Origin of the sequence: Nannocystis bainbridge, from assembly GCF_028368995.1 — a bacterium.
GTDB lineage: Bacteria > Myxococcota_A > Polyangia > Nannocystales > Nannocystaceae > Nannocystis > Nannocystis bainbridge.
Genome location: NZ_JAQNDL010000001.1, coordinates 215,945 through 240,296 on the forward strand (window position 1 = coordinate 215,945; position 24,352 = coordinate 240,296).

Below are 24,352 nucleotides of genomic sequence, written 5' to 3' on the forward strand. Positions count from 1 at the left end.
GATAGCAGACGCGGGCGAGCAGCGACGCATGGTCGGCGGGCCCCCCTCAGGCGTCGCCGCGCCGCTTGAGCCGGCGCAGCTTGATGCCGAGCTGGTTCATGCGGAGCTGGATCTTGCGCCCGGCGCCGGCGTCGTTGAGGAGGATCTCGCCCATCTTGCCGAGGTCACCGACGCAGCGCTCGTAGAGGTGCTCCAGGTACTGGCGCTCGACCGCGCACGAGACGGCGTTGAGCGACTCGCCAGGCCGGAGGACGATCGCCAGGCGCGCGAGGTCGGCGCCGTCGATAGCGATGTCGTCGTCCGGGGCCTCGGTGACGCTCGGGGCGGTCATCGGCCGCAGCAGGTCGCTGACGGTGCGCGGCAAGATCGGGATGATGTCAGGACGCCCGGCCTCGCCCAGATCTTCCGGCTCGATGCGCTCGGGCCGATCGACGAGGTCGACGAGGGTGAAGGTGAGGAGGTTCGAGAGGGTCATCTCGAACTGGCGGAAGTTGCCGGGCCAGTCGAACTCCTGCAGCAGCTTGAAGCTGCTCGGATGCAAGATGACGTGCATGCGCCGGGCGTCGCCGCGCGGGGGGATCGAGCGGCCGACGGTGACGGTGAGGACGTCGCTCGGGCCGGGGATCGGGAGGTCGCGCTGCTCGGCGTACTGGGCCAGGAGGTCGCGGTTGTACGCCTCGCCGGTGACGCGGCGCATGAACCACTCGAGCAGCTCCTGAAAGTCGTCGCGACGCTCGCGCAGACCGGGCAAGGTGACCGCGGTCGCGGGGTTGAGGCGCATGTAGAGATCCTCGCGGAAGCGGCCGGCGCGGACCATGGCGGCGAGGTTCTCGTTGGTGGCGACGACCAACTTGATGTCGGTCTGCAGCTCCTTGGTGGCGCCGATCGGCCGGTAGGCGCCCTCCTGCAGCACGAGCAGCAGCGATTTCTGCAGCTCGAGGCCGAGGTTGCCGATCTCGTCGAGGAACAAGGTGCCGCCGCTGGCCCGCGCGAGCACGCCCTCGCGCGAGCTGGTGGCGCCGGTGTACGCGCCCTTGACCACGCCGAACAGGTGCGCGGCCATGAGGTCGTTCGGCAAGGTCGAGAGGTCGACGGCGACGAACGGACCGGCGCGCTCGGAGCGAGGGTGGATGAACTCGCGGGCGACGAGGCTCTTGCCGGTGCCGGTGGCGCCCTGGATGATGACCGGCAGGCGCCCGCGCGCGAGGATCCCGAGGCGTCGACGCAGGCCGATCATGGCGGCGGAGTTGCCCCAATAAAACGGCTCGCTGGCGGCGGCGACGTGCCGCTCGCGCTGGGCGAGGATGCCGTCGATCTGCAGCTTGAGCGCGCGCGCGTCGAGGTAGTCGTCGGCGAGCAGGTAGGTGTAATCCTCGGCCCGCAGGCGCTCGGCGTCGGCCTCGAGCGGGAGGTCGTCGCGCGAGGTCATGACGATCACCGGCAAGTCGGGGTGGCTCTGCCGGATCTGGTCGAGGATGTAGAGGCCCTGGCTGCGCCGCAGCCGCTCGAACACCTTGGCCGGGTCACCGCCGCGGGCCAGCAGCGGCTGCTTGTCGTGCGGCAGCAGCTCGACGTCGGGGATGTCGAAGTGGACGTCGAGCAGGACGAGGTCGACCTGGCCGGCGTAGCGCCGCAGCGCGGCCGCGGTCTCGCGGTAGTTGCGGGCCGGCGGCAGGAAGCTGTGCTCGGGCATGTAGCGCCGGCACAGCTCGAGGTAGTTGTCCTCGTCGTCGATGATGAGGATCGACGGCACGAATCACCCGCGCTGGGATTGGAGCCGTCGATGCAGCTGCTGCAGCGCGCTGCGGATCGTCTGCTGAGCGGCGCGGACGTGCGGGCGCGCGGCGGCGATGGCGTCACGATCGCCGCGGGCGAGCGCAGGCCCGTGCGCGCGCAGGACCTCGACCGCGGCCTCGACCTCGAGCAGCTCGGGCGCGGGCAACGGGCGCGGCCAGGCAGCAGCGAAGCGCGACCACAGCTCCCACGCGGTCTCGACGGTGCCGTCGCCGCCGCTGCGGGTCCGCAGCAGGTCGCGTCGCAACGCCTCGATCAGCTCGTCGCGCAGCGGGCCGTGCCAGGCGTCGTCGCCGAGGTTGGCCGACATCCAGGCGACGTACTTGCCGAGGTCGTGCTTGAGCGCGGCGACCTGTTCGGGGAAGTCGGCGACCGCGAATGTCATGGCGTGCCAGCGCCCGCGGAGCTCAGGCCCCGGCCGGCTTGTGATAGCGGGTCGCGCGCGCGCGCCCCGTGCTGTCGATCTTGCCCATCTTCTTCATCCACGCGAGGTAGCCGCGCAGCTCGGCGATGTCGCAGTCGATGCGCTTGGCGAGCTGGCCGATGGTGAGCGGCTCGTCCTCGATGGCGGTGAGGATCTGCTTGTAGACCTGGACCTCGCGCGCCTCGCCGGCGCCGTTGGCCGCGCCTTCGGCCTCGACGTTCGCCGCGCTCACTGCCGGCGCCGGGCGGGCGGCCCGCGCCGGGACCAGCGCCGCGAGGGCCTCGCGCAGCTCGCTGATGCTGAGCTGGCGGATCGAGGCGCCCGCCTCGCTGCTGAGCAGCTCGCTGAGCTTGGTGATGGCCGGCATCCGCGCCACCGTGTTGATCGCGGCCTTGCGGAGCAAGGTGGCCCGGTTCTGTCGGAGGGCAGATTCGAAGAGCTGGGCGATCTCTGTCATGGAAGTCCCACCACGAACGCCGCATGCAGCCTTGTGGGCACACACGTGTCGGGGGAGACGTAGCGGCAATCAGGCGCAAAAGCAAGGGGCCCGCGCACCCCCGCGCCCTCGCTGGCCTTCAGCCCTCACAGGTGAGGAACCCGAGATCCAGCAGATCCATCGAGCCGCAGGGAGCACAGCACGCGTCGCATTGGCCGGTGCCGTCGAGGTTGAAGCCCCAGGTGACGTCACCGGACGCGCCGGCGAAGCAGATCCGTTCGTCCTTGAAGCATTGAATGGTCTGGTAGACGTCGATGCCGCGGCCGGCGGTGCGGAAGCTGGTGTCGACATCGGGCCAGGCCCAGTCGCGGTCCTGCGCGAACAGCTTCCACTCGATGTCGAGGCCGTCGTCGCAGTCGTCCGTCAGCAGCCACTCCTGGAAGATCGGCTGCGAGCAGACCGCGAGGGCCTCGTCGGCGCCGTTGGGGCAGTCGGGCGTCTTGTCGCACAGCCGATCGGTGGGCATGCAGCCGGCGTTCTCGCCGCAGACGTAGACGTGGTCGAGCTCGCAGTAACACTCGCCCTCGGAGCAGTAGGCGTTCTGCCCGCAGTCCTTGGCGCACTCCTTGTCGACGGCGGGCGTCGCGTCCTGACAGCCGGTGTACGGGTTGCCCTCGTAGCCCGGATCGCAGAAGCACTTGCCGTCGCCGCAGCTGGCATTGTTGCCGCAGGCGACCTCCTGGCAGGTCTTGTAGTCGTCAGGCTCGCCGTAGAGCACGCATCCGCCGGCGACGGCGGCGGCGAACAGCCCGGCGAACAAGGGGAGCGAACGGAGGGCGGTACGAAGGGTCGAGAGCGTGCGCTGCATGGCGAATCCCGAGGCGGCGCGACGGCGTGCGAGCGGCGCCCACCGCAAGGTTGCGCGAGCCGCCCGACCGACGCAATGGGGACCGCACGGAGGCGGGCTGCCGCGCCCCAAACCGGCGCGGACGGCGACGACCGGCCCGGGCGCGGCGGCCGGGGCTTGACGACCGCGCGCCTCCGAGGTCAGCCTCGCCGCCGTGGCGAGCCTCATCGACCGCGATCGCGCGCACGTCTGGCACCCGGCGACGCACTTCGCCGACCTCGACCGCCTGCCGCCGATCGCCGTCGAGCGGGCCCGCGGGTGCTGGCTTTACGAGGCCGGCGGACGGGCGATCCTCGACGCGATCGCGTCGTGGTGGACGTGCGTGCACGGCCACGGCCACCCGGCGATCGTCGCCGCGGTCCGCGAGCAGGTCGAGCGCCTCGACCACGTGATGTTCGCCGGCTTCACCCACGAGCCCGCGGTCGCGCTCGCCGAGGCGCTGGTGGCCGCGGCGCCGCCCGGCTACGAGCGGGTGTTCTACGCCGACTGCGGCTCGGCCGCGATCGAGGTGGCGCTCAAGCTCAGCTTCCAGGCCCGCCAGCAGCGCGGCGAACCCGAGCGCCGCCGCTTCGCCACCCTGCGCAACGGCTACCACGGCGAGACCCTCGGCGCGCTGGCCCTCTGCGGCGCCAGCGCTTATCGCGACACGTTCGCGCCGCTGCTGTTCTCGCCGCTCGAGCTGCCGGCCCCGAGCTTCGCCACGCACGAGCACGCCGACCTGGCGTCCGACCTCGGCCACGACGCGCCCGAGACGGCCGCCGCCGTGGCCGCGCTCGAGGAGCACGCGCACGAGCTGACGGCGGTGGTGATCGAGCCGCAGGTGCAGTGCGCGGGCCGGATGACGATGACCGGCGCGGGCTTCTACCGCGAGCTGACGCGCGCGGCCCAGCGCCTCGGGATCCACGTCATCGCCGACGAGATCGCGGTCGGCTTCGGCCGCACGGGTCACATGTTCGCAAGTACATGGTCGGAAGTTCAGCCGGACCTCCTGTGCCTCAGCAAGGGGCTGGCGGGCATCCTGCCGCTGGCGGCGGTGCTGATCCGCGGCGGCTTCGACGTCGACTTCCGCGGCGCGCCGACCCGCAGCTTCCTCCACAGCCACACGTTCACGGCCAACCCGATCGCCTGCGCGGCCGCGATCGCGGGGCTCGAGCTGTTTCGCTCGACCGACCTGCTGGCGCGCCTGCCGGCCCGCGTCGAGGCGATGGCGGCGCGCCGCCGGGCGGTCGCGGCGGCCTGCCCGGCGGTGGTGGCCCATCGCCAGGCGGGCATGATCGCGGCGCTCGAGGTGGTGCCGGCGGCCGGCAGCCCGGCGGCGCGCGACGGCCGGATCGGGCTGCTGTTGCGCGAGGCCGCGCTGGCCCAGGGGGTGCTCCTGCGGCCGCTGCACGACACGATCTACTGGTTCCCGCCGCTGGTGATCGACGACGACGAGCTCGACCGCCTGGCCGCGGCGACGATCGCGGCCATCCGCGCCGTGGTCGAGTGACGCGGCGGCGCGGGTTGCGGGTATGATCGCGGCGATGCGGGCTCGCGGACTCGTCGGCGCGGCGCTGCTCGTCGCGTGCAACCCGGTGACGCCGCCCGGGCTGGTGCTCGACGTCGGCCGCACGTGCGAGGACATCGCGCTCGTGGTCGCCGACCCCGACGTGCTGCCGGGCTGGCGGATCCACGCGGCCGCGATCGCGCGCAGCGGCGGGGCCGCGACCTGGCTGCTGGCCAGCGAGCACCCGGGCGAGCTGGAGCTGCGACGTGTCCCCGAGGACATCCCCGGCGTCGACCTGACGACCGTCGGCGCGGCGCACGAGTTCACGCTGGTGCGCGGGCCGAGCGAGGGCCAGATCTGGCTGACGCTCGACGGCGGCGACGGGGCCCAGCTGTGGCGCATCGACGAGGACGAAGCGGCGGTGTCGGTCGGCCCGCCGCTCGGCGACTTTCCCGGCGACGGGTCGACGGAGTGGTTCTACCGCCTGGTGTTCCTCGGCCAGAGCCCGCACTTGCTGGCGCTGCCGCGGCAGACGAAGGCCGGCGAGGTGCCCTTGCACATCGCGGCGGTGACCCCGGCGCTGGCGCTCGGCGAGCGCTGGACGTCGTCGGCGACGGTGACCTGCCCGCCGCTCAGCGAGCTCAACTGCCCGTTGCTGTGGGAAGATCTGCGCGAGCTCGCGGTGCTCGACGTCGCCGAGCCGGGCAGCGTCGCCGGGGCCGCGCTGCTGATCTCGATCGCCTCGCTGCCCGACGTGGCGCCCGATCCCGAGAGCCCGCCGGCGATGCTGCAGACGCACATCATCAGCCTGACCTTGCAGCGCGATCCGGCCACCGAGCGACCGGTGGTGACGCGCCGCGATCACGTGGCCTGGTCGACCGACGGGCCGGTGCTGCCCTCCCCCGCGCAGATCGCCGCCGATCCGCTCGGGATCTACGTGCTCGCGGGGCTCGTCCCCGGGCCGGAGGGATCGAGCGCCGACGCGACGCCCGCGGACTACCTGTTCCGCGCCGACCTGCTCGGCCCGGACACGACCGACGAGGGCGGCGTGATCGCGCTGCTCAACAAGGATCTTCACTCGCACCTGCTGCAGCTCGGCAGCCGGGTCGCTCTCGGCCAGCTGCCGAAGCGGCACTGGTACGTCGCGCCGGTCGAGGGCGCGACCGTCGACGAGGACATCGTCGGCACGCTCGAGGTCGGCGAGCACTCGTCGCTCCTCCGCGCCGGACGCGGTCAGGTCGTCGTGGTCACCGAGTCGGCGCCGAGCCGTCGCGTCCAGATCGGCTGCGCCGACGATGCGCCGGCCGAGGACCGCTGAACTGCCTCGATGGTCTCGGAGACATGTCCTCTCGAACATGTCCTTCGCTCCAGGTCCCCGGGGACATGCCCCGAGGACCTGCGCGGAGCGGCTGCCTACTTGCCGGCCTTGACGCGGGCGTCCGCGCCGTCGGGCTTGTAGAGGCTCTTGAGCGGGATCGCGGACGGGGTGCCGTCCTTGCCCTCGGCCCACGAGAGGCCGACCACGATCGGGGCGGCGGTGTGGAACGAGCGCAGCTCGAGCTTGTACTCGCCGGCGTCGAGGCTGACGAGCTCGCAGACCTCGCCGGCCTCGGTCTTGACGCCGTCGTTGTCGACGATCAGCGTGTCCTCGATGTAGAGCTGGCTGCCGTCGTCGCTCGACGTGCACAGCTTGTACTCGGCGGCGTTGACGACGTTGACCGTGCCGGTGAAGCGCAGCGCGACCGGGGCGGCGACGGTCTTCGGCAGGCCGGCGACGGGCGCGGCGGCCGAGGCGTCGAGGCCGTTGGCGATGAACAGCTTGGACGGCGAGAGACCGGCGAAGTCCGGCAGCTTCTCGGTGGTGGCCGGGATGGTGAAGGCCTCGCCGAGCAGGCCGTTGGGGCTGACGACGCGGCCCGGCTTGGGCTTGGCCGGCGCGGGCGTCTCGGGCTCCTCGGCCTTGGGCGGCTTGCTCGCCGCGATGCGCTTGACGACCTTGGGACCGACGGAGGCGCCGCGCGTGGTGGTGGAGTCGCGGCCCTTGATGGCCGGCTCGCTGCCGTCACCGTCGGCCGGCGTGCTGCTGCCACCGTTGCCGCCGCTGGGCGTGCCGACGTCGTAGTCCACCTTGCCGGCGTCGGGAGAGTTCGATTGCGGCGCGTTCGCCGAAGAAGAGGCACAACCAGCGAGCAGCCCAAAACTCGCCACCAGGATCACGGACGTGCGAAGCATGAAAATCCTCTGGAGGTCAGAACGTGGCGCCTGTGACGACGCCTTCGGCGCAGGGATTCAGGCGGGTATGGGCCCGCGAGAACGGGGAGTCTGCGCGCCGGGAGTGTACGGCCCTGTATTGATTCGCGGTGGCGAAAACGTTCGGGGTCCGCGCGACCCCAGCGCCGCAGTGCGACCTGTGAGCCGCATCACTGCTCTCGTGCTCGGCCAGGAGCCCCGGGTCGAGTATCCACAGTCAGCCATGTCCAGGACGGAGGCAGCCGGGCGCGACCGCGCCGGACAACGCCGCGGAGGCGGCCGATGACGCAATTCCTGGCGTTCATCCTCCTGATCGGCCCGCTGATCTTCGTGCATGAGCTCGGCCACCTGCTGGCCGCGAAGCTGGTCGACGTCAAGGTCGTGCGCTTCTCGCTCGGCTTCGGCCCGGCGCTGGTGCGAGTCCAGCTCGGCGAGACCGAGTATCGGATCGCTCCGATCCCGCTCGGCGGCTACGTGACGCTGCTCGGCCAGTCACCCGACGAACCACTGGCGCCGCACGAGGCCCACCGGGCGCTGCGCAACCGCCCGCTGTGGGCGCGTTACCTGGTCCTCGGCGCCGGGCCGCTGTTCAACCTGCTGCTGCCGCTGCTGCTCTACTTCACGTTCTACCTCGGGCACACGGTGATCCCGCCGCCGGTGATCGGCACCGTGCTCGACGACTCGGCCGCGGCCACCAGCGAGCTGCAGTCCGGCGATCGGATCGTCGCCATCGACGGCACCGACATCCGCTCGTGGGGCGAGATGCAGGACCACGTGCGAGCGGCGCCCGACCGTGAGGTGAAGCTGCAGATCGAGCGCGACGGGGTCCGCTTCGACCGCTTCGTCACGCCGCGCCGCAGCGTGGTCAAGAACGCCGTCGACGAGCCCGAGGCCCGCGGCATGCTGGGCGTGTTCCCGTGGGTGTACGCGCCGCAGATCGGCATCGTCGACACCCGCTCGGCGGCGCACGAGCAGGGCCTGCAGACCGGCGACATCATCACGTCGATCAACGGCGAGCCGATCGCCACGGTCGAGGATCTCGAGCGCGAGCTGACGCGTCAGGGTACGGCGCTGCTGCGCTTGACGTACCTGCGCGCGGTGCCGGTGCGCAGCGAGTTCGGGACGTACTGGTGGTACGCGTCGCACCACGCGCGGCTGCTGCCACGTCACGAGGGCGGCGCGACCGGCCTGCTGCCGGCCAACACGTTCGTCCGCACGGTCGCGTCCGGTTCGCCGGCGGCGCGCGCCGGGATCGCACCCGGCGATCGCGTGCTCGCGGTCGACGATCGCCCGGTCACCCGCTGGGAGACGGTCGCGGTGATGCTCGATCGTCAGGGCACCAAGCCGCTCGACCTGCGCGTGCAGTCGCCTGGTGAGGCGCCGCGCACGGTCCGCGTCGAGCAGGAGGTCCGCACCCACCGCGGGATCTACAAGCAAGAGCGCAGCTACCTGTTCTTCGGGGCCGATCCGTACGCCAAGCGCGAGGTGCCGCCGCCCGAGCCGATCCGCGGCCGCGTCACCTACGCCGTGCGCTCGGCGATCGACGAGACGCTGTCGATGCTCGGCATGATGTGGACGAGCTTGCGGCAGATGGTGACGCTCGAGCGCGGGGTCGACGAGCTCAGCTCCGTGGTCGGGATCTTCAACGTCGCCGGCACCGCGGCCGAGCAAGGGCCGGGTCAGTTCCTGCTGCTGATGGCGCTGCTCAGCATCAACCTCGGCTTCGTCAACCTGCTGCCGATCCCGATCCTCGACGGCGGGCACCTGATGTTCTTCACGCTCGAGGCGCTGCGTCGCCGGCCGCTCGGTCAGCGCGCGCGCGAGGTGGCCAGCGCCGTCGGCCTGGTGATCATCCTGGTGCTGCTGCTGATCGCCCTGCGCAACGACATCACCCGCTTCTGGATGGACTAGTGACGACCTGGCTGCTCGCGCTCGACACCTCGACGCCGCGGACAGCGCTGGCGGTCGGTCACATCGACGCCGCGACCGGCAGCGCGCACGCGGTGGCGGAGGCGACGCATGACGATCGCGGGCGCCCGGCCTCGGCCGAGCTGGCAACCCGGATCTCGGCGCTGCTGGCAGCGGCCGGCGTGGCGCCGCGCGAGCTCGGGGCGATCGCCTGCGGCCTCGGGCCCGGGATGTTCACCGGCAGCCGCGTCGCCCTGGCCACCGCCAAGGGGCTGGCGCTCGGCCTGGGCTGCCCGCTGTTCGGCCTCAGCACGCTGGCGATCGTGGCCGGTGCCGAGCGCGTCCGCGGGTCGGTCCTGGCCCTGCTCGACGCCCGCCGCGGCGATGTCTACGCGGCCGCGTTTCAGCTCGGCGACGCGGGGCCGGAGCGGCTGAGCGAGGATCGCTGCTGTCCTTTGGAGCAGGTGCTGGCCGAGCTGCCGCCGGCGTTCGTCGCCGAGGCGCGCGCGGTCGGCCCCGGCGTAGCGGTCGCCTCCGCCCTGCCCTCCGAGCTGCTCGCGCGCTCGCTGGCGGTCCCCGGCGCCGACGCGCCCGGGCTGTGGGCCGCGGCCGCCCGCGCGGCGCTGCACGAGGCGCCGGTCGACGTCGCCACCGTCGACGCGGTCTACCTGCGCGCCAGCTACGCCGAGCTCGGGCTCAACACGCCCAAGCGCCCGCCGTACCGCTCGCCGTTCGTATGACCGCACGGACATGCTCGATCGAGCATGTCGCTTCGCACATGGTCTCGTGGACATGTCCTCGAGAACATGCGCTGCGTGCGTCGCCCGCCCCGGGCGTCAGAACGCCACCGACAGCCCGCGGCCGCCGATCGCCAGCGCGGCGGCGGCGCGGCGGCGCTGGTCGCCGATGATGAGCATCGGCAGGCCGGCGGTGAAGGCCGTCGCCCCGGTGACGATGCTGAGCGCGGCCGAGGCGTCGCGCTCGCGGCCGGCCATGCCGACGCCGAGGCCGACCACCAGCAGGCCACCGGCCATCAAGGCGACGCCGAGGTTGGTCCACAGCTTGCCCCGCTTGCCCGAGCGCGGCGGGATGGCGGGCACGTACGGAGTATCGAGCGGGGCGGCGCGGGCCAGGGCGCCTGGCTCGAGGATCCGGTCGGAGAAGACATGTCCTTCGGGATAGGCGATGACCGCGCTGAGCGTGACCGAGGCGGGGGCCGGGGCCGCGGGGCCGGTGCACACCGAGCCGGCAGCGCGCAGGCGGGCGTCGACGCGGACGCGGGCGCCTCGCAGCAGGGCCACGGCCGCGGGCGTGAGCACGCCGGCAGACTCGAGCAGCCGCGCGTGGCGGACCAGCCGGAGGTCGGCGGCGCACAGCAGGTCGGTGCGCGAAGGATCGTCGGCCTGGGCCTCGGCGGCCGCCTGCACGCCCTTCTCGAGCGGCTCGTGGGCGCTGCCGAGGAACCGCTGCGGGGCGGCGCTGCCCGTGAGGCGATCGTGCGCGCGGAAGTAAAACTCGGCGGCGCTGGCGTGGGCCCCCTCGGCGGCGCGCTCGTCGGCGTAACCGGTGAGGTTGTCGCTCCACAGCACGCTCTCGTGGACTGGGCCCTCGGCCGGCCGCGCCGCGACGGAACTGGCGCTCAGCGCCACCACGAGCCCACAGGCGACCGCCCGGACACCGCGCATGCCCACCAGCCTACCGCCGGTGACGCGAGGGCGCCAGCCGGCGGCGCGTCGCCGCAGGCCGTGACTGCGCCGGCCGACCGCGCGATGTCGGAGTGACGCCGTCGTCGCTCAGCCGCGCAGGTGGGCCAGCAGTTGCTCGACGGTGTTGCGACGCGGATCTTCGAGGACCCAGTCGAGCAGATCGACGAGCGTCTTGCCGAGCTTGGGACCGGGCGTAGCCAGCCCCTCGCGCACGAGGTCGTCGCCGCCGATGGCCAGCTCGCCGACGGCCAGCGGTGCGCCGCGGATGGCCTCCTCGATCGTCACCGCCTGGGCCCACTCGCTCGCGTGCACGACGGCGGCGTCGGCGGCGTACTTGCGCCCGAGCTTGGCCAGCGTGCGCCGCAGCAGCAGCGGGTCGTGCGAGCGCGCCAGCGGCTCGAGCGCCGGGTTCGTGAGCGCGAGGACCCGCGCCCGCTCGTCCCGGCTCGGGCGCAGGTCGTCGATGATCTTCTCGATCGTCCCCCGCTCGCCGCGCAGCGGCCACAGCAGTCGGGCCAGGCGGGTCACCGGGTCGCGCGGCATGCGGTCCACATGCTCGATCGCCGCGGACTGCTCCTCGAAGCTCAGCGGGGCGAGCACGCGGGCCCAGATGCCGGTCTCGGCCATCGGCAGCAGGCCGAGGATCGGGCGCGCGGCCGCCAGCAGCTTGAACAGCTCGACGTGGACGCGCTCGCGGCTGACCTTGTCGAGGACGTCGAGCGCGCCGCCGATCGCCGCGGCGGTGTCGAGGTCGAGCCTGTACTCGAGGACAGCACACAGCCGGACCGCACGCATGGCCCGGAGGCCGTCCTCCTGGAAGCGTTGGGCCGGGTCGCCGACGGCGCGGATGACCCCGCGGCCGAGGTCGCCGAGGCCGTCGAAGCAGTCGGTGAAGATCTCGCGGATGGGGTTCCAGGCGAAGGCGTTGATGGTGAAGTCGCGGCGCGCGAGGTCCTCGCGGAGGTCGCGGAGGAACCGGACCTCGGAGGGGCGCCGGCCGTCGTCGTAGCGGCCCTCGCCGCGGAAGGTCGTGATCTCGGCGAGGATCCGGGCGTCGCCGCGGCCGTGGATGACGGTCACCGTGCCGTGCGCGACGCCGGTCGGGATCGTCTTCTTGAACAGCGTCTGGACCTCTTCGGGCGTGGCGCTGCTGGCGAGGTCCCAGTCGCCGTGAGTGCGGCCGAGGAGCACGTCGCGGACGGCGCCGCCGACCAGCACGGCCTCGTGTCCGGCGTCATGAAGGATCTGGGCGATCTCACGGAGCGCGGCAGGGATGGGCGCGGCGCGCAGCAGGGCCGCCGCCTGCGAAGGCGTGGGGGTCATGCCACCGACGTTATCACTCACGCGGCCGGGTTCGCACGCCGGGGTGCTATGGTTGACCGTGGCCATGGACTTCCCGATCCGGATCACGCCCCTCCTCCGACCCCTGCTCTTCCCGCTCCGGGCCTCGGGTGAGCGCGCGGCGGTGCGGATCGGCGGCGGACGGGTCGAGGTCGAGTTCGGGGTGTTGTTCCGCGGCAGCTTCGCGCTCGAGCAGATCGAGCACGTCAGCCGCTCGACCTGGCCGTGGTGGAGCGGCCTCGGTCTGCGGCTCGGCGCGCGCGGCCGCGTGGGCCTCGTCGGTTCGCTCGAAGGGGTGGTCTGCGTCCACTTCAACCGCCCCCAGCGCGTCCGCGCGCCGTTCCCGTGGCGCTGCCGCGAGCTCTACCTGTCCCTCCACGACCCCGACGGCTTCATCGCCACCGTCGAGGCCGAGGCCCACATGGCCGCGGCATAGGACGCCGCCCGCTCAGCCCTTGCAGGCGGCCCAGTTGGGCCCCTGACCAGCGTCGACGTGCAGCGGCACCTGCAGCTTGTCGCCCGCGGCCCCCTCCATCAGCGGGCGCGCGAGGGCGATGAGCTCTTCGACGCGGCCGGCCTCGCACTCGAAGATGAGCTCGTCGTGCACGGTCAGCAGCATCTGCACCCACGGCTTGTCGGCCAGCGCGGCGTCGACGGCGATCATGGCCCGCTTCATGATGTCGGCGGCGCTGCCCTGGATCGGGGTGTTGCGAGCGACCCGCTCGCCGGCGGCGCGTGCGGCCCCCTTGCGCGCGAGCTCGGGGATCCGCCGCCTGCGACCGAAGATGGTCTCGGCGTAGCCGCGCGCGCTGGCGAGGTCGATGAGATCCTCCATGTAGCGCGACACGCCAGGGATCTTCTCGAAGTAGACCTTGATGTAGCTGCCGGCCTTGCCGCGCGGGATGCCGAGCTGGCGCGCGAGGCCGAACGCCGACTGGCCGTAGATGACGCCGAAGTTGACGGCCTTGGCGATGCGCCGCTGCTCGCCGGTGACCTCGGGCTCGGGCACGCCGAACACCTCGGCGGCGGTGCGGCGGTGGACGTCGACGCCGTCGTGGAATGACGACACCAGGTTCTTGTCGCCCGAGAGGTGGGCGAGGATCCGCAGCTCGATCTGCGAGTAGTCGAGCGCCACCAGCAGCTTGCCGGGGCCGGCGACGAAGCCCTCGCGGATGCGCCGGCCGACCTCGCTGCGGACCGGGATGTTCTGCAGGTTGGGGTCCTTGCTCGAGAGCCGGCCGGTCTGGGCCACGGCCTGGCGGAAGTTGGTGTGGAGGCGACCGGTGACCGGGTTGATCTCGTTCGGCAGCGAGTCGAGGTAGGTGCCCTTGAGCTTGGTGAGGCCGCGGTACTCGAGGATGAGGCCGACCACCGGGTGATAGGCGGCGAGCTCTTCGAGCACTGCGGCGTCGGTCGAGTAGCCGGTCTTGGTCTTGCGCCCGGCCTCGAGCCCGAGGTCCTCGAACAGCAGCTTCTGCAGCTGGGTCGGCGAGTCGGGGTTGAGGTCGTAGCCGGCGTGCTCGGCGATCTGGGCCCGCAGCGCGGCGATGTCGACGCCCATGGCCTCGCCCTGCTTCGAGAGGACCTCGGCGTCGACGCGCACGCCGGTCTCCTCGATGCGCTGCAGCACGCGCACGAGCGGCATCTCGAGCTCGTCGAACAGGGACCGCAGGGCGCTCGACTCGTCGAGCTGCGGGCGCAGGTGCTCACCTGTCTTCAAGGCCAGCTCGGCGCGCTCGCAGGCGTAGGCCATCGTGCGATCGACCGGGGCGCGGGTGAAGGTGACGGCCTTCTTGCCCTTGCCGAGCACGTCCTCCTGGACGCCGGCGGTGTAGGCGAACAGGTCCTTGGCCAGCTCGGTGAGGTTGTGAGACGCGCGCGCCGGGTCGAGGGTGTACGAGGCCAGCTTCGGGTCCATCACCAGCGGGCCGAGCTCGACGCCGTGGCGGCGGAGGACGATGGCCTGGAACTTGGACCCCTGGGCCACCAGCGGCAGCGCGCCGGCCATCAGCCGCCGCAGCTGGGCGGTGATGATGTCCTTGGCGACATGTTTCACGAGCAAGGCGTCGCCCTCGTGCGCGACCGGCAGGTAGGCCGGCGCCGGCGCGCCTTCGCCTCCCGGCGCCAGGGCCACGCCGACCAGCGCGGCCCGCATCGAGTCGGCGACGTCGACGACGATCTGCAGGGCCAGGCTCTTGCCGTGGGCCAGGGCGGCGTCGACGTAGGCGGTCAGCTCGGCCTCGCTGGTCAGCGTCTGGTAGCGCGACTTGTCGAGGATGAGCGGGGCGCCGGGGCGCAGCTCGAGCGGGCCCTCGGGCGGCTTGTGCTCGATGGCCTTGCCGCGCAGGCCGAGCAGGCTCTTGAACCCGAGCGGACCGAAGAACGCCTCGAGCGTGGCCTGGTCGCTGCCGCGGTCGACCAGCTCGTCGAGCGGGCGCGGCAGCGGGACCTCGCAACGCAGCTGCACGAGCTGACGGCTGAGGCGCGCGTTGGCGGCGTGCTCCTGCAGGGCCTCGCGGCGCTTGACCTGCTTGATGCTGGCGGCGCCGTTCAGCAGACCCTCGAGATCGCCGAACTCCTCGAGCAGCTGGGCGGCGGTCTTGGGGCCGATGCCGGGCACGCCGGGCACGTTGTCGGAGCTGTCGCCGGTGAGCGCGAGCAGGTCGACCAGCTTGGTCGGCGGCACGCCCCACTTCTCGACGACCTCGGGCGGGCCGATCAGCTTGGACTTCATCGAGTCCCACATGAGGATCGGCTTGCGCTGATCGTCGCCGGCGTCGACGAGCTGCATGAGGTCCTTGTCGGTCGAGAGGATCACGACCGAGCGCCCGGCCTTCTGCGCGGCGTGGGCGTAGCAGCCGATGATGTCGTCGGCCTCGACCCCGGCGACCTCGATCACCGGCAGGCCGAGCGCGGCCGTCGCCTGGCGGACCAGCGGGATCTGGGGCACCAGGTCCTCGGGCATCGGCGGACGGTGAGCCTTGTAGGCGGGGTAGAGCTCGTTGCGGAAGCTCTTCTCGGCGTGGTCGAACACGGCGATGAAGACCTCGGGCTGGAACTCCTTCCGCATGGCCTGGATCATGCGGACGAACCCGTGCACGGCGTTGATCGGCGCGCCGCCCGGGGCGCTCAGGCTCGGCATGGCATGGAAGGCGCGGAAGATGAAGTTGTTGCCGTCGATGAGGAAGACGCTGCCAGGGCCGCCTTGAGGACGCGCGTTTGTGCTCACGCAGCGGGTTCTACCACATGCGCGCCGCCCGTCGACCCGGTCCCGGCGCGCGCGGCGATCCGCGGCGCCGGAGCCGATCTGCGTCGGCGCACGTCATGGCCGCGGGGGAGCGCACGACCTGTCCTTCGGGGCAGGTGCTTGGCGACCTCGGCCGCGAGCGACATGAAAGGATCCCGACCCATGGCCACCTCGTCCGCGGCGGCTCTGCGTCGACATGTCCTCCGGGACATGTGATGCGAGCGGGCTCGGCCTTTCGACCTGTCCTCAGGGCCAGGTCCAGGCGACCTGTCCTTGGGGACAGGCGCGGGTCAGCGCGGGTCGGCGGCGCAGCGGAAGCCGATGCCGTGGGTGTGGGCGTCGGCGTCGTTGGGGAACCGCAGCGCCGGGTCGGAGTGCTCGGGCTCGGAGCTGTTGAAGGCGCCGCCGCGGATCACCCGGTTGTTGCCCGGCATCGGCGGGGCCGGCTCGCCCTCGGTGGTCGGGTAGCGCTCGAAGCGGTCGGCCGTCCACTCGAACACGTTGCCGACGAGGTCGAACAGGCCGTTCTCGGTCTTGCCGCCGGGGAAGCTGCCGACCGGCGCGGTGCCGACGAACTTGTCGTCGGCGGCGTACATCGGCTCGACCGGCGGCAGGCCCTTCTGCTTGCGCCACGCGACGCACTCGGTGCCGCAGGCGTTGAGGTGCTCGGGGCTGGGGGCGCCGTCGCCCCACGGGAACACGCGGCCGTCGGAGCCGCGGGCGGCGAACTCGAACTCGGCCTCGCTCGGCAGGCGCCCGCCGTGAACGCGGCAGTACTCGTCGGCCTGGGCCCAGGTGATGCAGTTGATCGGGTGCTGCTTGCGCTCCTCGACGCCGGCGTTGCACAGGGTCGTGTAGGCGGCCTTGGCCTTGTCCCAGTCGGCCCGCTTGCTCGAGCCCTGCGGCCAGAAGCTGTCGCGGTAGGCCCGCTTGCACTCGCCCTTGTCCGAGCAGGTCTCGTACTTCTCGGTCGTGACCTCGTAGACGTCGATGCAGAACGGCCGGATCTCGACCTTGTGCAGCGGCCGCGCCAGCGCCAGCACCGGCTTCTCCGACTCGGTGCCCATGAAGAAATTCTTGCCGGTGACGAACACCATGCCCTCGGGGCACGAGGTCGGCGGCTTGGGCGGCTCGACCTTGACCTCGGGCTTGGGCGCGTCGACCACCTTGGTCTCGGCGGGCGGCGGCTCGGGCGGTTTTTCGGCCTCGCCCCCGCCGCGCGTGGCGATGAACACGGCGGCGCCGATGGCCACGAGGGCGCCGACGACCGCCGCGATCGCGCCGATGGCCATCGGCTTGACGGTGGGCGCGGGCGGGGTGACGACGGTGGAAGGGACCGGCGGCGAGACCGGGGTCGGCGGGGCCGACATCGTCATCACCGGCTGCTGCGCCAGCAGCTCGCCCGAGCCCCGGGTCTTGAGCGGGCCGCCTTGACCGTCGGGCACCACGGTCTGACCGATGGTGGTCTCGGCGGCCTGGATCGCCGGGTACTCCTTGAGCTCGAGCGCGGCGGCGAGGCCGGTCCAGAACTCGCCCATGTTGGCGTAGCGGTCGACGACCTTGACCGCGAGCGCCTTTTGGAACACGGCCTCGACGGCGTCGGAGGTGGTGATGCCGAAGGTCCGCGGGGTCGGGCGCCGCTGGGTGTTCTGGGTCGCGAACGCGAACTGGATGAACTGCTCGCCCTCGAGCGCCGGCAGGCCGCCGCGCATGATCTCGACCAGCACGAGCGCCATTTGATAGACGTCGGTCCACGGGCCGGTGGCGCCGTAGCTGCGGTCGAACTGCTCGGGCGCGCCGTAGGTCGGGGTGAAGCTCGAGATCTGGGTGCCGGTGGCCTGCATCGCCGTGCGGGCCTGGCTCTGCATGACCTTGGCGATGCCGAAGTCGAGGACCTTGATGACGACGCCCGGGGCCAGCGCGTCGCCGAGGACGAAGAAGTTGGCCGGCTTGATGTCGCGATGAGCGACGCCGCGGCCGTGGGCCAGCGCGAGCGCGCGGGCGCAGCCGTCCATGAGGTTGAAGGTCTCGAGCGCGCTGCGCTCGGGCGAGCGCGGCGTGCCTGTGTCGTGGCCGATCCACGCCTCGAGCGGGCGACCGTCGAGCCACTCGAGCACCATGTACGGCAGCCACACGCCGTTCGGGGTGGTGAGCGTGCCGATGTCGCGGGCCTGGACGATGCCGGTGGTCCGGCTCGACAGCGCGGTCAGCAGCTTGCCCTCGCGGACGAACGCCTCGAGCAGCTCCTCGCGCATCTCGACCGGGGCGTTCGACAGCGCGGTGAAGCACTTGACGGCCACCGGCTCGTCCCAGATCCGATGGTTGGCCCGGTAGACGATGCCGAAGCCGCCCTCCCCGACCACGCGCTCGATGGAATACTTGTCGGCGACGAGGGTGCCGACGAGCCCGAATCGGTCCACCGCCTCAGCCATGGTGGCTCTCTTTACGGGCAGCGGTACGGTCTGGATCGAGCGCAGGCATGTGCATGATCAGCGGCGCGATTGTACGCCAGCGTCGCGCGGCGCGCACCGCGGCGGTTGTCGCGGCAGCCTGCCCTTTTTTTGCCCTCCGCCGCCCGGACTCGTAGGGTCCGGCCAATGTCCGCCCGTCCGTCGCTGTTCGTCTGCACCGCCCTGCTCGCGGCCCTGCTCGCGCCTCCGGCCTCCGCCAGCACTGCCACGACGGCGACGCGCGGTTCCGCACAACCGGCCGCGAAGGCCTCGCCGAGCCCACAGCGGCCGGCGCAGGCCCGGCCAGCGACGACGACCGCGACCCCGGCCAGGCCGGCCGCGGCGGCGTCGGCTGGCCGTCAGGACATGGTGAAAAAGCCAGGTGACCCGCCGACCGCGGCGCATGTGCGATCGGGCACGGCGGCGCCGGCGAACGGGACGACGAAGCCACGGGCCGATGCGGTCGACGGACGCGGACCGGCGACCAGCAAGGGCACCCGCACGAGCACGGGCGCGGCGGGCCAGCGCGCCACGAGCACCGGACCGGCGACCCAGCGCGACGCGAGCACCGGACCGGCGAGCAAGCAGACCGCCGCGACCGCCAGCCGCGACGCCGGCCAGCGCACCGCGAGCGGCGGAACTGCGGGCAAGCAGGCCGTCATGACCGACAGCCGCGACCCGGGCCAGCGCACCACGAGCGCCGCGAACAACCGCGCCGGCGTGATCGACGGCCGCGACGCGGCGGCGCTGCGCGAGCTGTACCGTCGCAAGCCAGTCCGCGGGGATCGGCAGGCCGAGACCCGCACGGCGGCGCGTCCGGCCCAGGGCGAGACCGCGATCCGCGGGGCGGCGCCGAGCGATCGGGCGGCCGAGACGACGGCTGCCCGCCCGGCGCGGGGCGAGCTCCACGGCGCGACGAGCGAGGTGGAGCGCAAGAAGATCGACGCGAGCGCGCCCGGTCGACCGACCCCGGCCGTGGTCACGCGCGAGCCGATCTCCCCGGCGCCAGCGCCGGAGCCCGAGTCGGTGGTGGCCGCGAAGGCTGACTCTTCGGACATGGTCCAAAAGACCGGTTCGAAGAAGTCGCGGCGCAAGGCCGCCCAGGCCGAGGACGAGCTGCTGGCAGAAGCGTCCGGTCCGCGGCCGACGGCGGGCAGCAGCTGCGCGGCCGGCCTCGGCGCCGCGCCGGCGCTGCAGTTCGACCGCACGCGGGCGTCGCTGCGCGAGTTCTCGTGGGCCGACATGGCCTACTTCTTCGAGACCGCGGCCGACGAGGCGGAGCCCCAGTCGCGCCAGGTCAGCGGCGCGGGCGTGCTGGCGACCGACGAGGCGATCCGGCGCTCGGGCCTGCCGCGGCGGCCGCTCGAGGCGGTGGCCCAGGCGCAGGCGGTCGACCTGCTGACCGAGCGCGAGCTGGTGCGCATCGACAAGGCGCTCGCCGGGGCCAGCCCGGCCGCGCTGGGGACGCTGCTGCGCGCCGACTCGCCGACCCTGCGCGCGCACGTGTGGACGTGGCTGGCGACCACGCCGGCCGGCGCGTGCGCGCTGGTCAAGCTCGACGGCCGCGAGGTCGAGGCGGCCATCCACGACCGCAGCGTGGCGGTCGAGCACGGCGAAGATCTGGTGTTCCGCCCGCTCGGCGACTACGCGCTGGCGGCTCGCTCGCGCCTGGCCGCGGCCGACCCACAGGCCTACGATCAGCTGCTGCGGACGCTGGCGGTCGACGCGGGGCTCGACCCGCGGGTGCGCGCGACGGTGGCCGGGCTGCGGGTGCGACGGGGCCACGCCGACTCGATCGAGGCCGGCCTGCGCGACCCGGTGGCGGCGATCCGCGGGGCGACCGCGGCCGCGGCGATCGACCGCGACCGCCCGCGCTACGAGGGCCGGGTGCTCGACCACGCGGCCGACGATCCGGCCGATCTGGTGACCGAGCTGATCGTCGGCGAGCTGCTCGGCGGACCCGACGGCAAGCCGCAGGGCGAGCTCGCGCAGCGCCGCGACGAGCGGGTGATGGCGGCGCTGGCCCGCTGGAAGGGCCGCGGCGATCCGATGTCGCCCCTGCCCGTGCCGTCGCAGCCGCTGCGGTTCCAGGCGCCCAACAAGAAGATGGAGTCCGCGCCCGCCCCCGCCCCGGCGCCGATGATCGCGGCGACGCCGGTCGAGCCCGCGGTGGTGCCCGAGGCGCCCGCGCCCGCGCAGGCCAGGCCCGCCGCCGAAGAGTCGATCGAGGCCCCGCGCCCGCTGGCGCACACGCCGACCCGCCGCGAGCCCGAGCCGGCGGCGAGCGGCCCGCAGCTGCCGAGCGTGCTCGACGACCCGACCGGGACGTCGCTGCGGCCCTGAGTGTCCCCTGAGACATGTCGAAAAGGCCATGCTCTTCGGAGCATGGCCTTTTTTACATGTCGTATCGGACATGCCCCCGAAGACATGTCCCTCTCGCCGCCTCAGAAGCTGCGGGCGATCAGGGCCCGAAAGTAGTTGACGTCGCCGCGCCCGGCGAAGCCGTGGGCGTAGGTGAAGAACAGGTCGATGGTCTCGCGGTAGCCGATGCGGAAGCTGAACACGAGCGACATGCCGAGGCTCCAGCGCAGCGCGTCGCGGCTGAGGCGTTCGGTCCAGGCCATGCCGACGTCGGCGAACGGGATCGTCGTCAGGCGGCGCAGGTACAGCGGCAGCGAGCTCATGCCGCGCTCGACGTCGACCAGCGGGATCCGGTACTCGCTGTTGAGCACCGCGTAGTAGTCGCCGGGCAGCGAGCGCCAGGCGAAGCCGCGCAGGAAGCCGGCCTCGCCGAACGCCTCGCGGCGGAGGAACGACTGGATGACGTCGGGCTGGTCGCGCAGGCCGCCGAGGCGGAACCCGCCGAGGCGCCCGAGGCCGCCCGCCGAGGCCCCGCCGCCGATCCGCAGCGCCAGCACCTGGTGGCCGCGCCACGGCATCCGGATCCGCTCGGTGTAGGCGGCGCCGACCTGGATGTCGCCGTACTGGCCGCCCAGGTGCGGATCGACGACCGACAGGCGCACGCTCGCGGCCCGCCCGGTCTCCTCCTGGTAGCCGTGGCGGACGCTGCGGAGGTTGCTGTAGCGCAGCTCGAGGTCGACGCGGCCGAGGTCGCCGGCGGCCGGCGGGGTGGTCGCGGGGGCGTTGGGGTCGAGCCGCTCGCGGTCGCGGTCGAGGTCGCGGAAGCGGGTGAACACGTAGTCGAGGCTGGCGCTGGCGTTGTGGATCGCGTGGCGCACGATGGGCACGTCGATGCCGGCGCGCACCGACGTCTGGCGCTCGCGGTAGCCCTTCTGCGCGTAGGGCTGGAAGCTGCCGTCGGCCGAGATGTTGTCGTAGCTGTAGCGCTGGGTGCTGTCGTGGATGCGGAAGTCGCGGCGGAATCCGAAGCGGAAGGTCGGCACCAGGCGGGCGAAGGTGTACTCGACCGAGCCGGTCGGCTGCTGGTGATCGACGAACTGGCGGAACACGCCGGTGAGGCGGTGGTAGCCGACGACGTCGGCGATCTCGAGCTTGGCCCCGAGCTCCAGGCCCTGGCCGGCGCCGCCGAAGTCGAGCGAGGCCGGGGCGATGGCCCGCGGGAACATGGTGCGGATCGGCTTGTAGCGGCTGCTGCGGGCGCTGGCCGGGCGCCCGCGATCCTCGGGCAACGGCGGGTCGGGCTCGTCGGCCACGGGCAGGTCGTCGACCGTCGGCAGCGGCTCGAGGAAGTTCGAGGGGTCGAACTTCATGACCCACAGGTCGTAGCCGGTCGAGCTCGCGCCGATGTAGGCGATCCGCGTGCCGTCGTGGCTGACGACCGGGTCAAAGGCGGCGCCGAGCACGTTGGTGACCTGGTGGGTGCGGCCGGTAGCGAGGTCGATCGCGTAGACGTTGAGGACGTGGTCGCGGTCGGACGTGAAGAGCAGCCAGCGACCGTCGGGCGAGTACGCGGGGGTGGTGTCGATCCAGCGGTCGGCGGTCACCCGCGTGTGCGTGCCGGCCTCGCGGTCGTAGACGTAGAGGTCGCGATAACCGCCGGCGCGGTGCATCGAGTAGGCGACCTTGCGCCCGTCGGGCGACCAGCGCGGGGTGTAGACCTGCTGCGTGCGCTCGACCGGCGCGACCTCGGTGACCTCGCGGGTGTGCAGGTCGAGGAAGGCCAGGCGCGACTGGGCGACGTCGTTGCGCACGAACACGACAGTGCGGCCGTCGGGCGCGACCTGGGCGTCGCGGGCGCGCAGACCGAAGGTCAGCTGCTCGGTGTCGGCCGGGCCCTGGCGGGCGTTCGGGGCCCCGGGCTGGCCGTGCCACAGGTAGAGGTCGTTCCAGGCGTAGCGCAGGTCGTGCAGCGACCATTGCTCGAAGACGATGTCCTTGCCGCCAGGGAGGAACGACCCGGAGGTCGCGCCCTGGACCTCGACGACGCGCTCGATGTCGGTGCTCTGGCCCTGGCGGCCGACGCCGACGCCCTCGCGGATCCGTCCGCCGCGGCTCGAGATCCGGCGGATGCCCGGGTTCGAGTGGCCGTCGTCGTCGTAGAAATAGATCATGCGGTCGTCGGCCGACCAGAAGGGCCGCCGCGTGAACGCGTTGCTGGCCTCCGACGCGACGGTGAAGGTGAGCCGCCGGCCCTCGCGGATGCCCCGGCCGCGGATCGCCCGCGCCTGGGCCTCGAAGCGGCGGGTCATGTGGAGCTCGAACTCCTTCCACAGCTGCTCGAACGTGACGCCGAGGACCTTGGAGACGGCGCGGTGGATCCCGTACGGCACCGCCTGGCCGCCGTAGGTGTGGCTGAGCTCGCGCAGCTTGTCGTGGCCGTAGCGGGTGCCGATGTAGTCGACGAGGTGGAGGCCGTAGAGGTAGACGGTCGTGACGTTGGGGAAGATGGTGCCGGGCGAGGAGACGCGATCGATCGGCTGGAAGCCGTGCTCGAGCACGTGCATGCGCATCATGGTGTCGAACTGGGCCGAGCGGTGGCGGCCCTGCGAGGACAGGCGCGACTCCTCGTAGGTCGCCAGGCCCTCGATGAACCACCGCGGCTGGGCGCCGTTGGGCGGCCACACCTTGCCGAGCACGCCGAAGCCGAGCAGCGCGTTGACCAGCCGCGGGACGCCGTGGATGGTGTCGATGTGGACGATGTGCGTGTACTCGTGGGTGAGCAGCACGTCGAGCCAGTCGTCGTAGCTCTCGAGCACCGACATCGACTCGGGCGCGGTGACGTTGGCGTTGACATGCGCGTACGGGACGACCGAGGCGCTGCCGTTGGCGGAGTCGGTGTCGTCGGTGAGGACCACCTGGGTGCGCAGGTACGGGCTGTGTCCGAGGTCGGGGGCGAGCCGCGAGTGGGCCCGCTCCATCGTCGCCGCCGCGCGCTCGGCCGCGACCTCGCTACCCTGGTAGTAGTGAATGACGAAATGCTCGGTCTCGAGGGTACGCCACCGCTGATCGCGGGTGCCCGCCGTCGCGACCGGGGCGAATAACGTGAGCAGCAACAGGCACCCCAACGCGAACCATCGCGCGCGGCCGGGGCGTGACGCAGACACCCTCGAAGGATATCAGGCCGACGCGCCGAGGTGCCCACGGACCAGCGTCGTGAGCGCCGCGGGCCGCTCCTCGGCGACGGCGTGGCCGCAGCCGTCGACCCACTCCAGGGCGGCGCCGCCGATGGCGTCGCGCAGGCGCTCGGCGTGGTCGCGCGGGACGATGGCGTCGCGCTCACCCCAGATGACGAGCGTGTCACACGTGAGCGCCTTGAGCCGCGGCAACATCGCCGCCATGCGCCCGTCGTTGGCCAGCTGGGTCAACATCGCGTAGGCCGCCTCGCGCCCGCCGGTGCGCGCGAGCCGGTCCCAGTAGAGGTCGAGGTCGTCGTCGCCGAGCAGGCGCGGGTCGGCCAGCGCGCGCGCGAGGTAGTGGGCCAGAGCTGGCCTTCGGTACAGGTTCTTGAAGACATACGGGCCGAGCCCGGGCACGAGCGCCAGGCGACCCTCGAGCGGCAGCGGCATGGCGAAGCAGGTGGCGTCGACGAGGACGAGGCGGCGCACCCGCTCGGGCGCGGCGTCGGCCAGGCAGACCGCGATCGCGCCGCCCCAGCTGTGGCCGAGCACGTCGACCTGGTCGAGGCCGAGGTGGTCGAGCAGCGCCAGGAGCACGCGCGCCATCCAGGTCGGGCTGTAGTCGGCGCAGTGCACCGGCGGCGGACGATCGCTGTCGCCGGCGCCGGGCAGGTCGGGGATCAGCAGGCGACGCGAGGTCGCCAGCTCGGGGACCAGGGCCCGGAACGCGTAGCCGTAGACCATGAGGCCGTGGATCAGCAGCAGCGGCGGGCCGGCGCCCGGACCGTCGGGGCCGAGGTCGCGGAGGTAAAGGCGGCCGAAGTCGAGCGAGACCAGCCGCGAGCGGTCGGAGATCACGGGCCGAT

17 protein-coding genes are annotated in these 24,352 nt (G+C 72.5%); 6 read left to right on the plus strand and 11 right to left on the minus strand.

Annotated features, from left to right (window positions below):
- Positions 1 to 46: 46 nt before the first annotated feature.
- The 4 genes from POL25_RS00870 to POL25_RS00885 all read right to left on the minus strand — a co-directional run bounded on the left by POL25_RS00870 (position 47) and on the right by POL25_RS00885 (position 3,522).
- Complete coding sequence (locus tag POL25_RS00870) at positions 47 to 1,753, minus strand: sigma-54-dependent transcriptional regulator (protein WP_272083763.1); 1,707 nt, start codon at positions 1,751 to 1,753, stop codon at positions 47 to 49.
- Positions 1,754 to 1,756: 3 nt separating this feature from the next.
- Entirely contained in the window at positions 1,757 to 2,179 is a 423-nt protein-coding gene (locus POL25_RS00875; RefSeq protein ID WP_272083765.1) for a hypothetical protein, read from the minus strand.
- A gap of 22 nt (positions 2,180 to 2,201) precedes the next feature.
- Positions 2,202 to 2,675, minus strand: a complete 474-nt coding sequence (locus tag POL25_RS00880) for a hypothetical protein (protein ID WP_272083767.1) — start codon at positions 2,673 to 2,675, stop codon at positions 2,202 to 2,204.
- A 118-nt stretch (positions 2,676 to 2,793) separates the two neighbouring features.
- Positions 2,794 to 3,522 (minus strand): hypothetical protein, encoded by a 729-nt coding sequence (locus POL25_RS00885; protein WP_272083768.1) that lies wholly within the window; start codon positions 3,520 to 3,522, stop codon positions 2,794 to 2,796.
- Positions 3,523 to 3,715: 193 nt separating this feature from the next.
- Here POL25_RS00885 and bioA point away from each other — a divergent pair, with 193 nt between their 5' ends.
- Both bioA and POL25_RS00895 read left to right on the plus strand, forming a co-directional pair.
- On the plus strand, positions 3,716 to 5,050 hold the full coding sequence (gene bioA, locus POL25_RS00890) for an adenosylmethionine--8-amino-7-oxononanoate transaminase (RefSeq protein WP_272083770.1): 1,335 nt from the start codon (positions 3,716 to 3,718) through the stop codon (positions 5,048 to 5,050).
- Positions 5,051 to 5,084: 34 nt separating this feature from the next.
- Entirely contained in the window at positions 5,085 to 6,365 is a 1,281-nt protein-coding gene (locus POL25_RS00895) for a hypothetical protein (protein WP_272083772.1), read from the plus strand.
- A 95-nt stretch (positions 6,366 to 6,460) separates the two neighbouring features.
- On the opposite strand, the gene POL25_RS00900 is transcribed toward POL25_RS00895, so the two are convergent.
- Positions 6,461 to 7,279, minus strand: a complete 819-nt coding sequence (locus POL25_RS00900; protein ID WP_272083774.1) for a PA14 domain-containing protein — start codon at positions 7,277 to 7,279, stop codon at positions 6,461 to 6,463.
- Positions 7,280 to 7,579: 300 nt separating this feature from the next.
- Here POL25_RS00900 and rseP point away from each other — a divergent pair, with 300 nt between their 5' ends.
- Positions 7,580 to 9,208 (plus strand): RIP metalloprotease RseP, encoded by a 1,629-nt coding sequence (rseP, locus tag POL25_RS00905; RefSeq protein ID WP_272083776.1) that lies wholly within the window; start codon positions 7,580 to 7,582, stop codon positions 9,206 to 9,208.
- Positions 9,208 to 9,945 (plus strand): tRNA (adenosine(37)-N6)-threonylcarbamoyltransferase complex dimerization subunit type 1 TsaB, encoded by a 738-nt coding sequence (tsaB, locus tag POL25_RS00910; RefSeq protein ID WP_272083778.1) that lies wholly within the window; start codon positions 9,208 to 9,210, stop codon positions 9,943 to 9,945. The genes rseP and tsaB overlap by 1 nt, the downstream gene beginning before the upstream one ends.
- Positions 9,946 to 10,041: 96 nt before the next feature.
- On the opposite strand, the gene POL25_RS00915 is transcribed toward tsaB, so the two are convergent.
- Together POL25_RS00915 and POL25_RS00920 are read right to left on the minus strand one after the other, a co-directional pair.
- A complete protein-coding gene (locus POL25_RS00915) occupies positions 10,042 to 10,890 on the minus strand; it encodes a hypothetical protein (RefSeq protein WP_272083780.1) in 849 nt (282 codons plus the stop codon).
- 108 nt (positions 10,891 to 10,998) lie between these two features.
- On the minus strand, positions 10,999 to 12,234 hold the full coding sequence (locus POL25_RS00920; protein WP_272083782.1) for a tRNA nucleotidyltransferase/poly(A) polymerase-related protein: 1,236 nt from the start codon (positions 12,232 to 12,234) through the stop codon (positions 10,999 to 11,001).
- A gap of 64 nt (positions 12,235 to 12,298) precedes the next feature.
- Between POL25_RS00920 and POL25_RS00925 the strand changes: the two genes are divergently transcribed.
- Positions 12,299 to 12,688 carry a hypothetical protein gene (locus POL25_RS00925; protein ID WP_272083784.1) on the plus strand — a complete coding sequence of 130 codons (390 nt, stop codon included), beginning with the start codon at positions 12,299 to 12,301 and terminating at the stop codon, positions 12,686 to 12,688.
- A gap of 12 nt (positions 12,689 to 12,700) precedes the next feature.
- Here the strand turns inward: POL25_RS00925 and polA are convergent, their stop codons facing one another.
- Together polA and POL25_RS00935 are read right to left on the minus strand one after the other, a co-directional pair.
- Positions 12,701 to 15,481: a DNA polymerase I gene (gene polA, locus POL25_RS00930; protein WP_272083786.1), complete on the minus strand. Its 2,781-nt coding sequence runs from the start codon at positions 15,479 to 15,481 to the stop codon at positions 12,701 to 12,703.
- Positions 15,482 to 15,789: 308 nt separating this feature from the next.
- Complete coding sequence (locus POL25_RS00935; protein WP_272083789.1) at positions 15,790 to 17,931, minus strand: bifunctional serine/threonine-protein kinase/formylglycine-generating enzyme family protein; 2,142 nt, start codon at positions 17,929 to 17,931, stop codon at positions 15,790 to 15,792.
- 165 nt (positions 17,932 to 18,096) lie between these two features.
- On the opposite strand from POL25_RS00935, the gene POL25_RS00940 reads away from it, so the two are divergent.
- Entirely contained in the window at positions 18,097 to 20,292 is a 2,196-nt protein-coding gene (locus POL25_RS00940; protein ID WP_272083791.1) for a hypothetical protein, read from the plus strand.
- A gap of 101 nt (positions 20,293 to 20,393) precedes the next feature.
- Here the strand turns inward: POL25_RS00940 and POL25_RS00945 are convergent, their stop codons facing one another.
- Entirely contained in the window at positions 20,394 to 23,423 is a 3,030-nt protein-coding gene (locus POL25_RS00945) for a beta-propeller domain-containing protein (RefSeq protein WP_272083792.1), read from the minus strand.
- A gap of 63 nt (positions 23,424 to 23,486) precedes the next feature.
- The gene (locus POL25_RS00950) at positions 23,487 to 24,344 is read right to left on the minus strand and encodes an alpha/beta fold hydrolase (protein WP_272083794.1); all 858 of its coding nucleotides are present in this window, start codon (positions 24,342 to 24,344) and stop codon (positions 23,487 to 23,489) included.
- Between the last annotated feature and the right edge of the window lie 8 nt (positions 24,345 to 24,352).

Excerpts from the sequence above, each read along its gene's own strand:
- POL25_RS00935 (WP_272083789.1), bottom strand. The coding sequence starts at position 17,931 with ATGGCTGAGGCGGTGGACCGATTCGGGCTCGTCGGCACCCTCGTCGCC.
- rseP (WP_272083776.1), top strand. The coding sequence starts at position 7,580 with ATGACGCAATTCCTGGCGTTCATCCTCCTGATCGGCCCGCTGATCTTC.
- POL25_RS00940 (WP_272083791.1), top strand. The coding sequence starts at position 18,097 with ATGTCCGCCCGTCCGTCGCTGTTCGTCTGCACCGCCCTGCTCGCGGCC.
- POL25_RS00895 (WP_272083772.1), top strand. The coding sequence starts at position 5,085 with ATGCGGGCTCGCGGACTCGTCGGCGCGGCGCTGCTCGTCGCGTGCAAC.
- POL25_RS00875 (WP_272083765.1), bottom strand. The coding sequence starts at position 2,179 with ATGACATTCGCGGTCGCCGACTTCCCCGAACAGGTCGCCGCGCTCAAG.
- POL25_RS00925 (WP_272083784.1), top strand. The coding sequence starts at position 12,299 with ATGGACTTCCCGATCCGGATCACGCCCCTCCTCCGACCCCTGCTCTTC.
- POL25_RS00885 (WP_272083768.1), bottom strand. The coding sequence starts at position 3,522 with ATGCAGCGCACGCTCTCGACCCTTCGTACCGCCCTCCGTTCGCTCCCC.
- POL25_RS00880 (WP_272083767.1), bottom strand. The coding sequence starts at position 2,675 with ATGACAGAGATCGCCCAGCTCTTCGAATCTGCCCTCCGACAGAACCGG.
- POL25_RS00900 (WP_272083774.1), bottom strand. The coding sequence starts at position 7,279 with ATGCTTCGCACGTCCGTGATCCTGGTGGCGAGTTTTGGGCTGCTCGCT.
- POL25_RS00920 (WP_272083782.1), bottom strand. The coding sequence starts at position 12,234 with ATGACCCCCACGCCTTCGCAGGCGGCGGCCCTGCTGCGCGCCGCGCCC.
- POL25_RS00915 (WP_272083780.1), bottom strand. The coding sequence starts at position 10,890 with ATGCGCGGTGTCCGGGCGGTCGCCTGTGGGCTCGTGGTGGCGCTGAGC.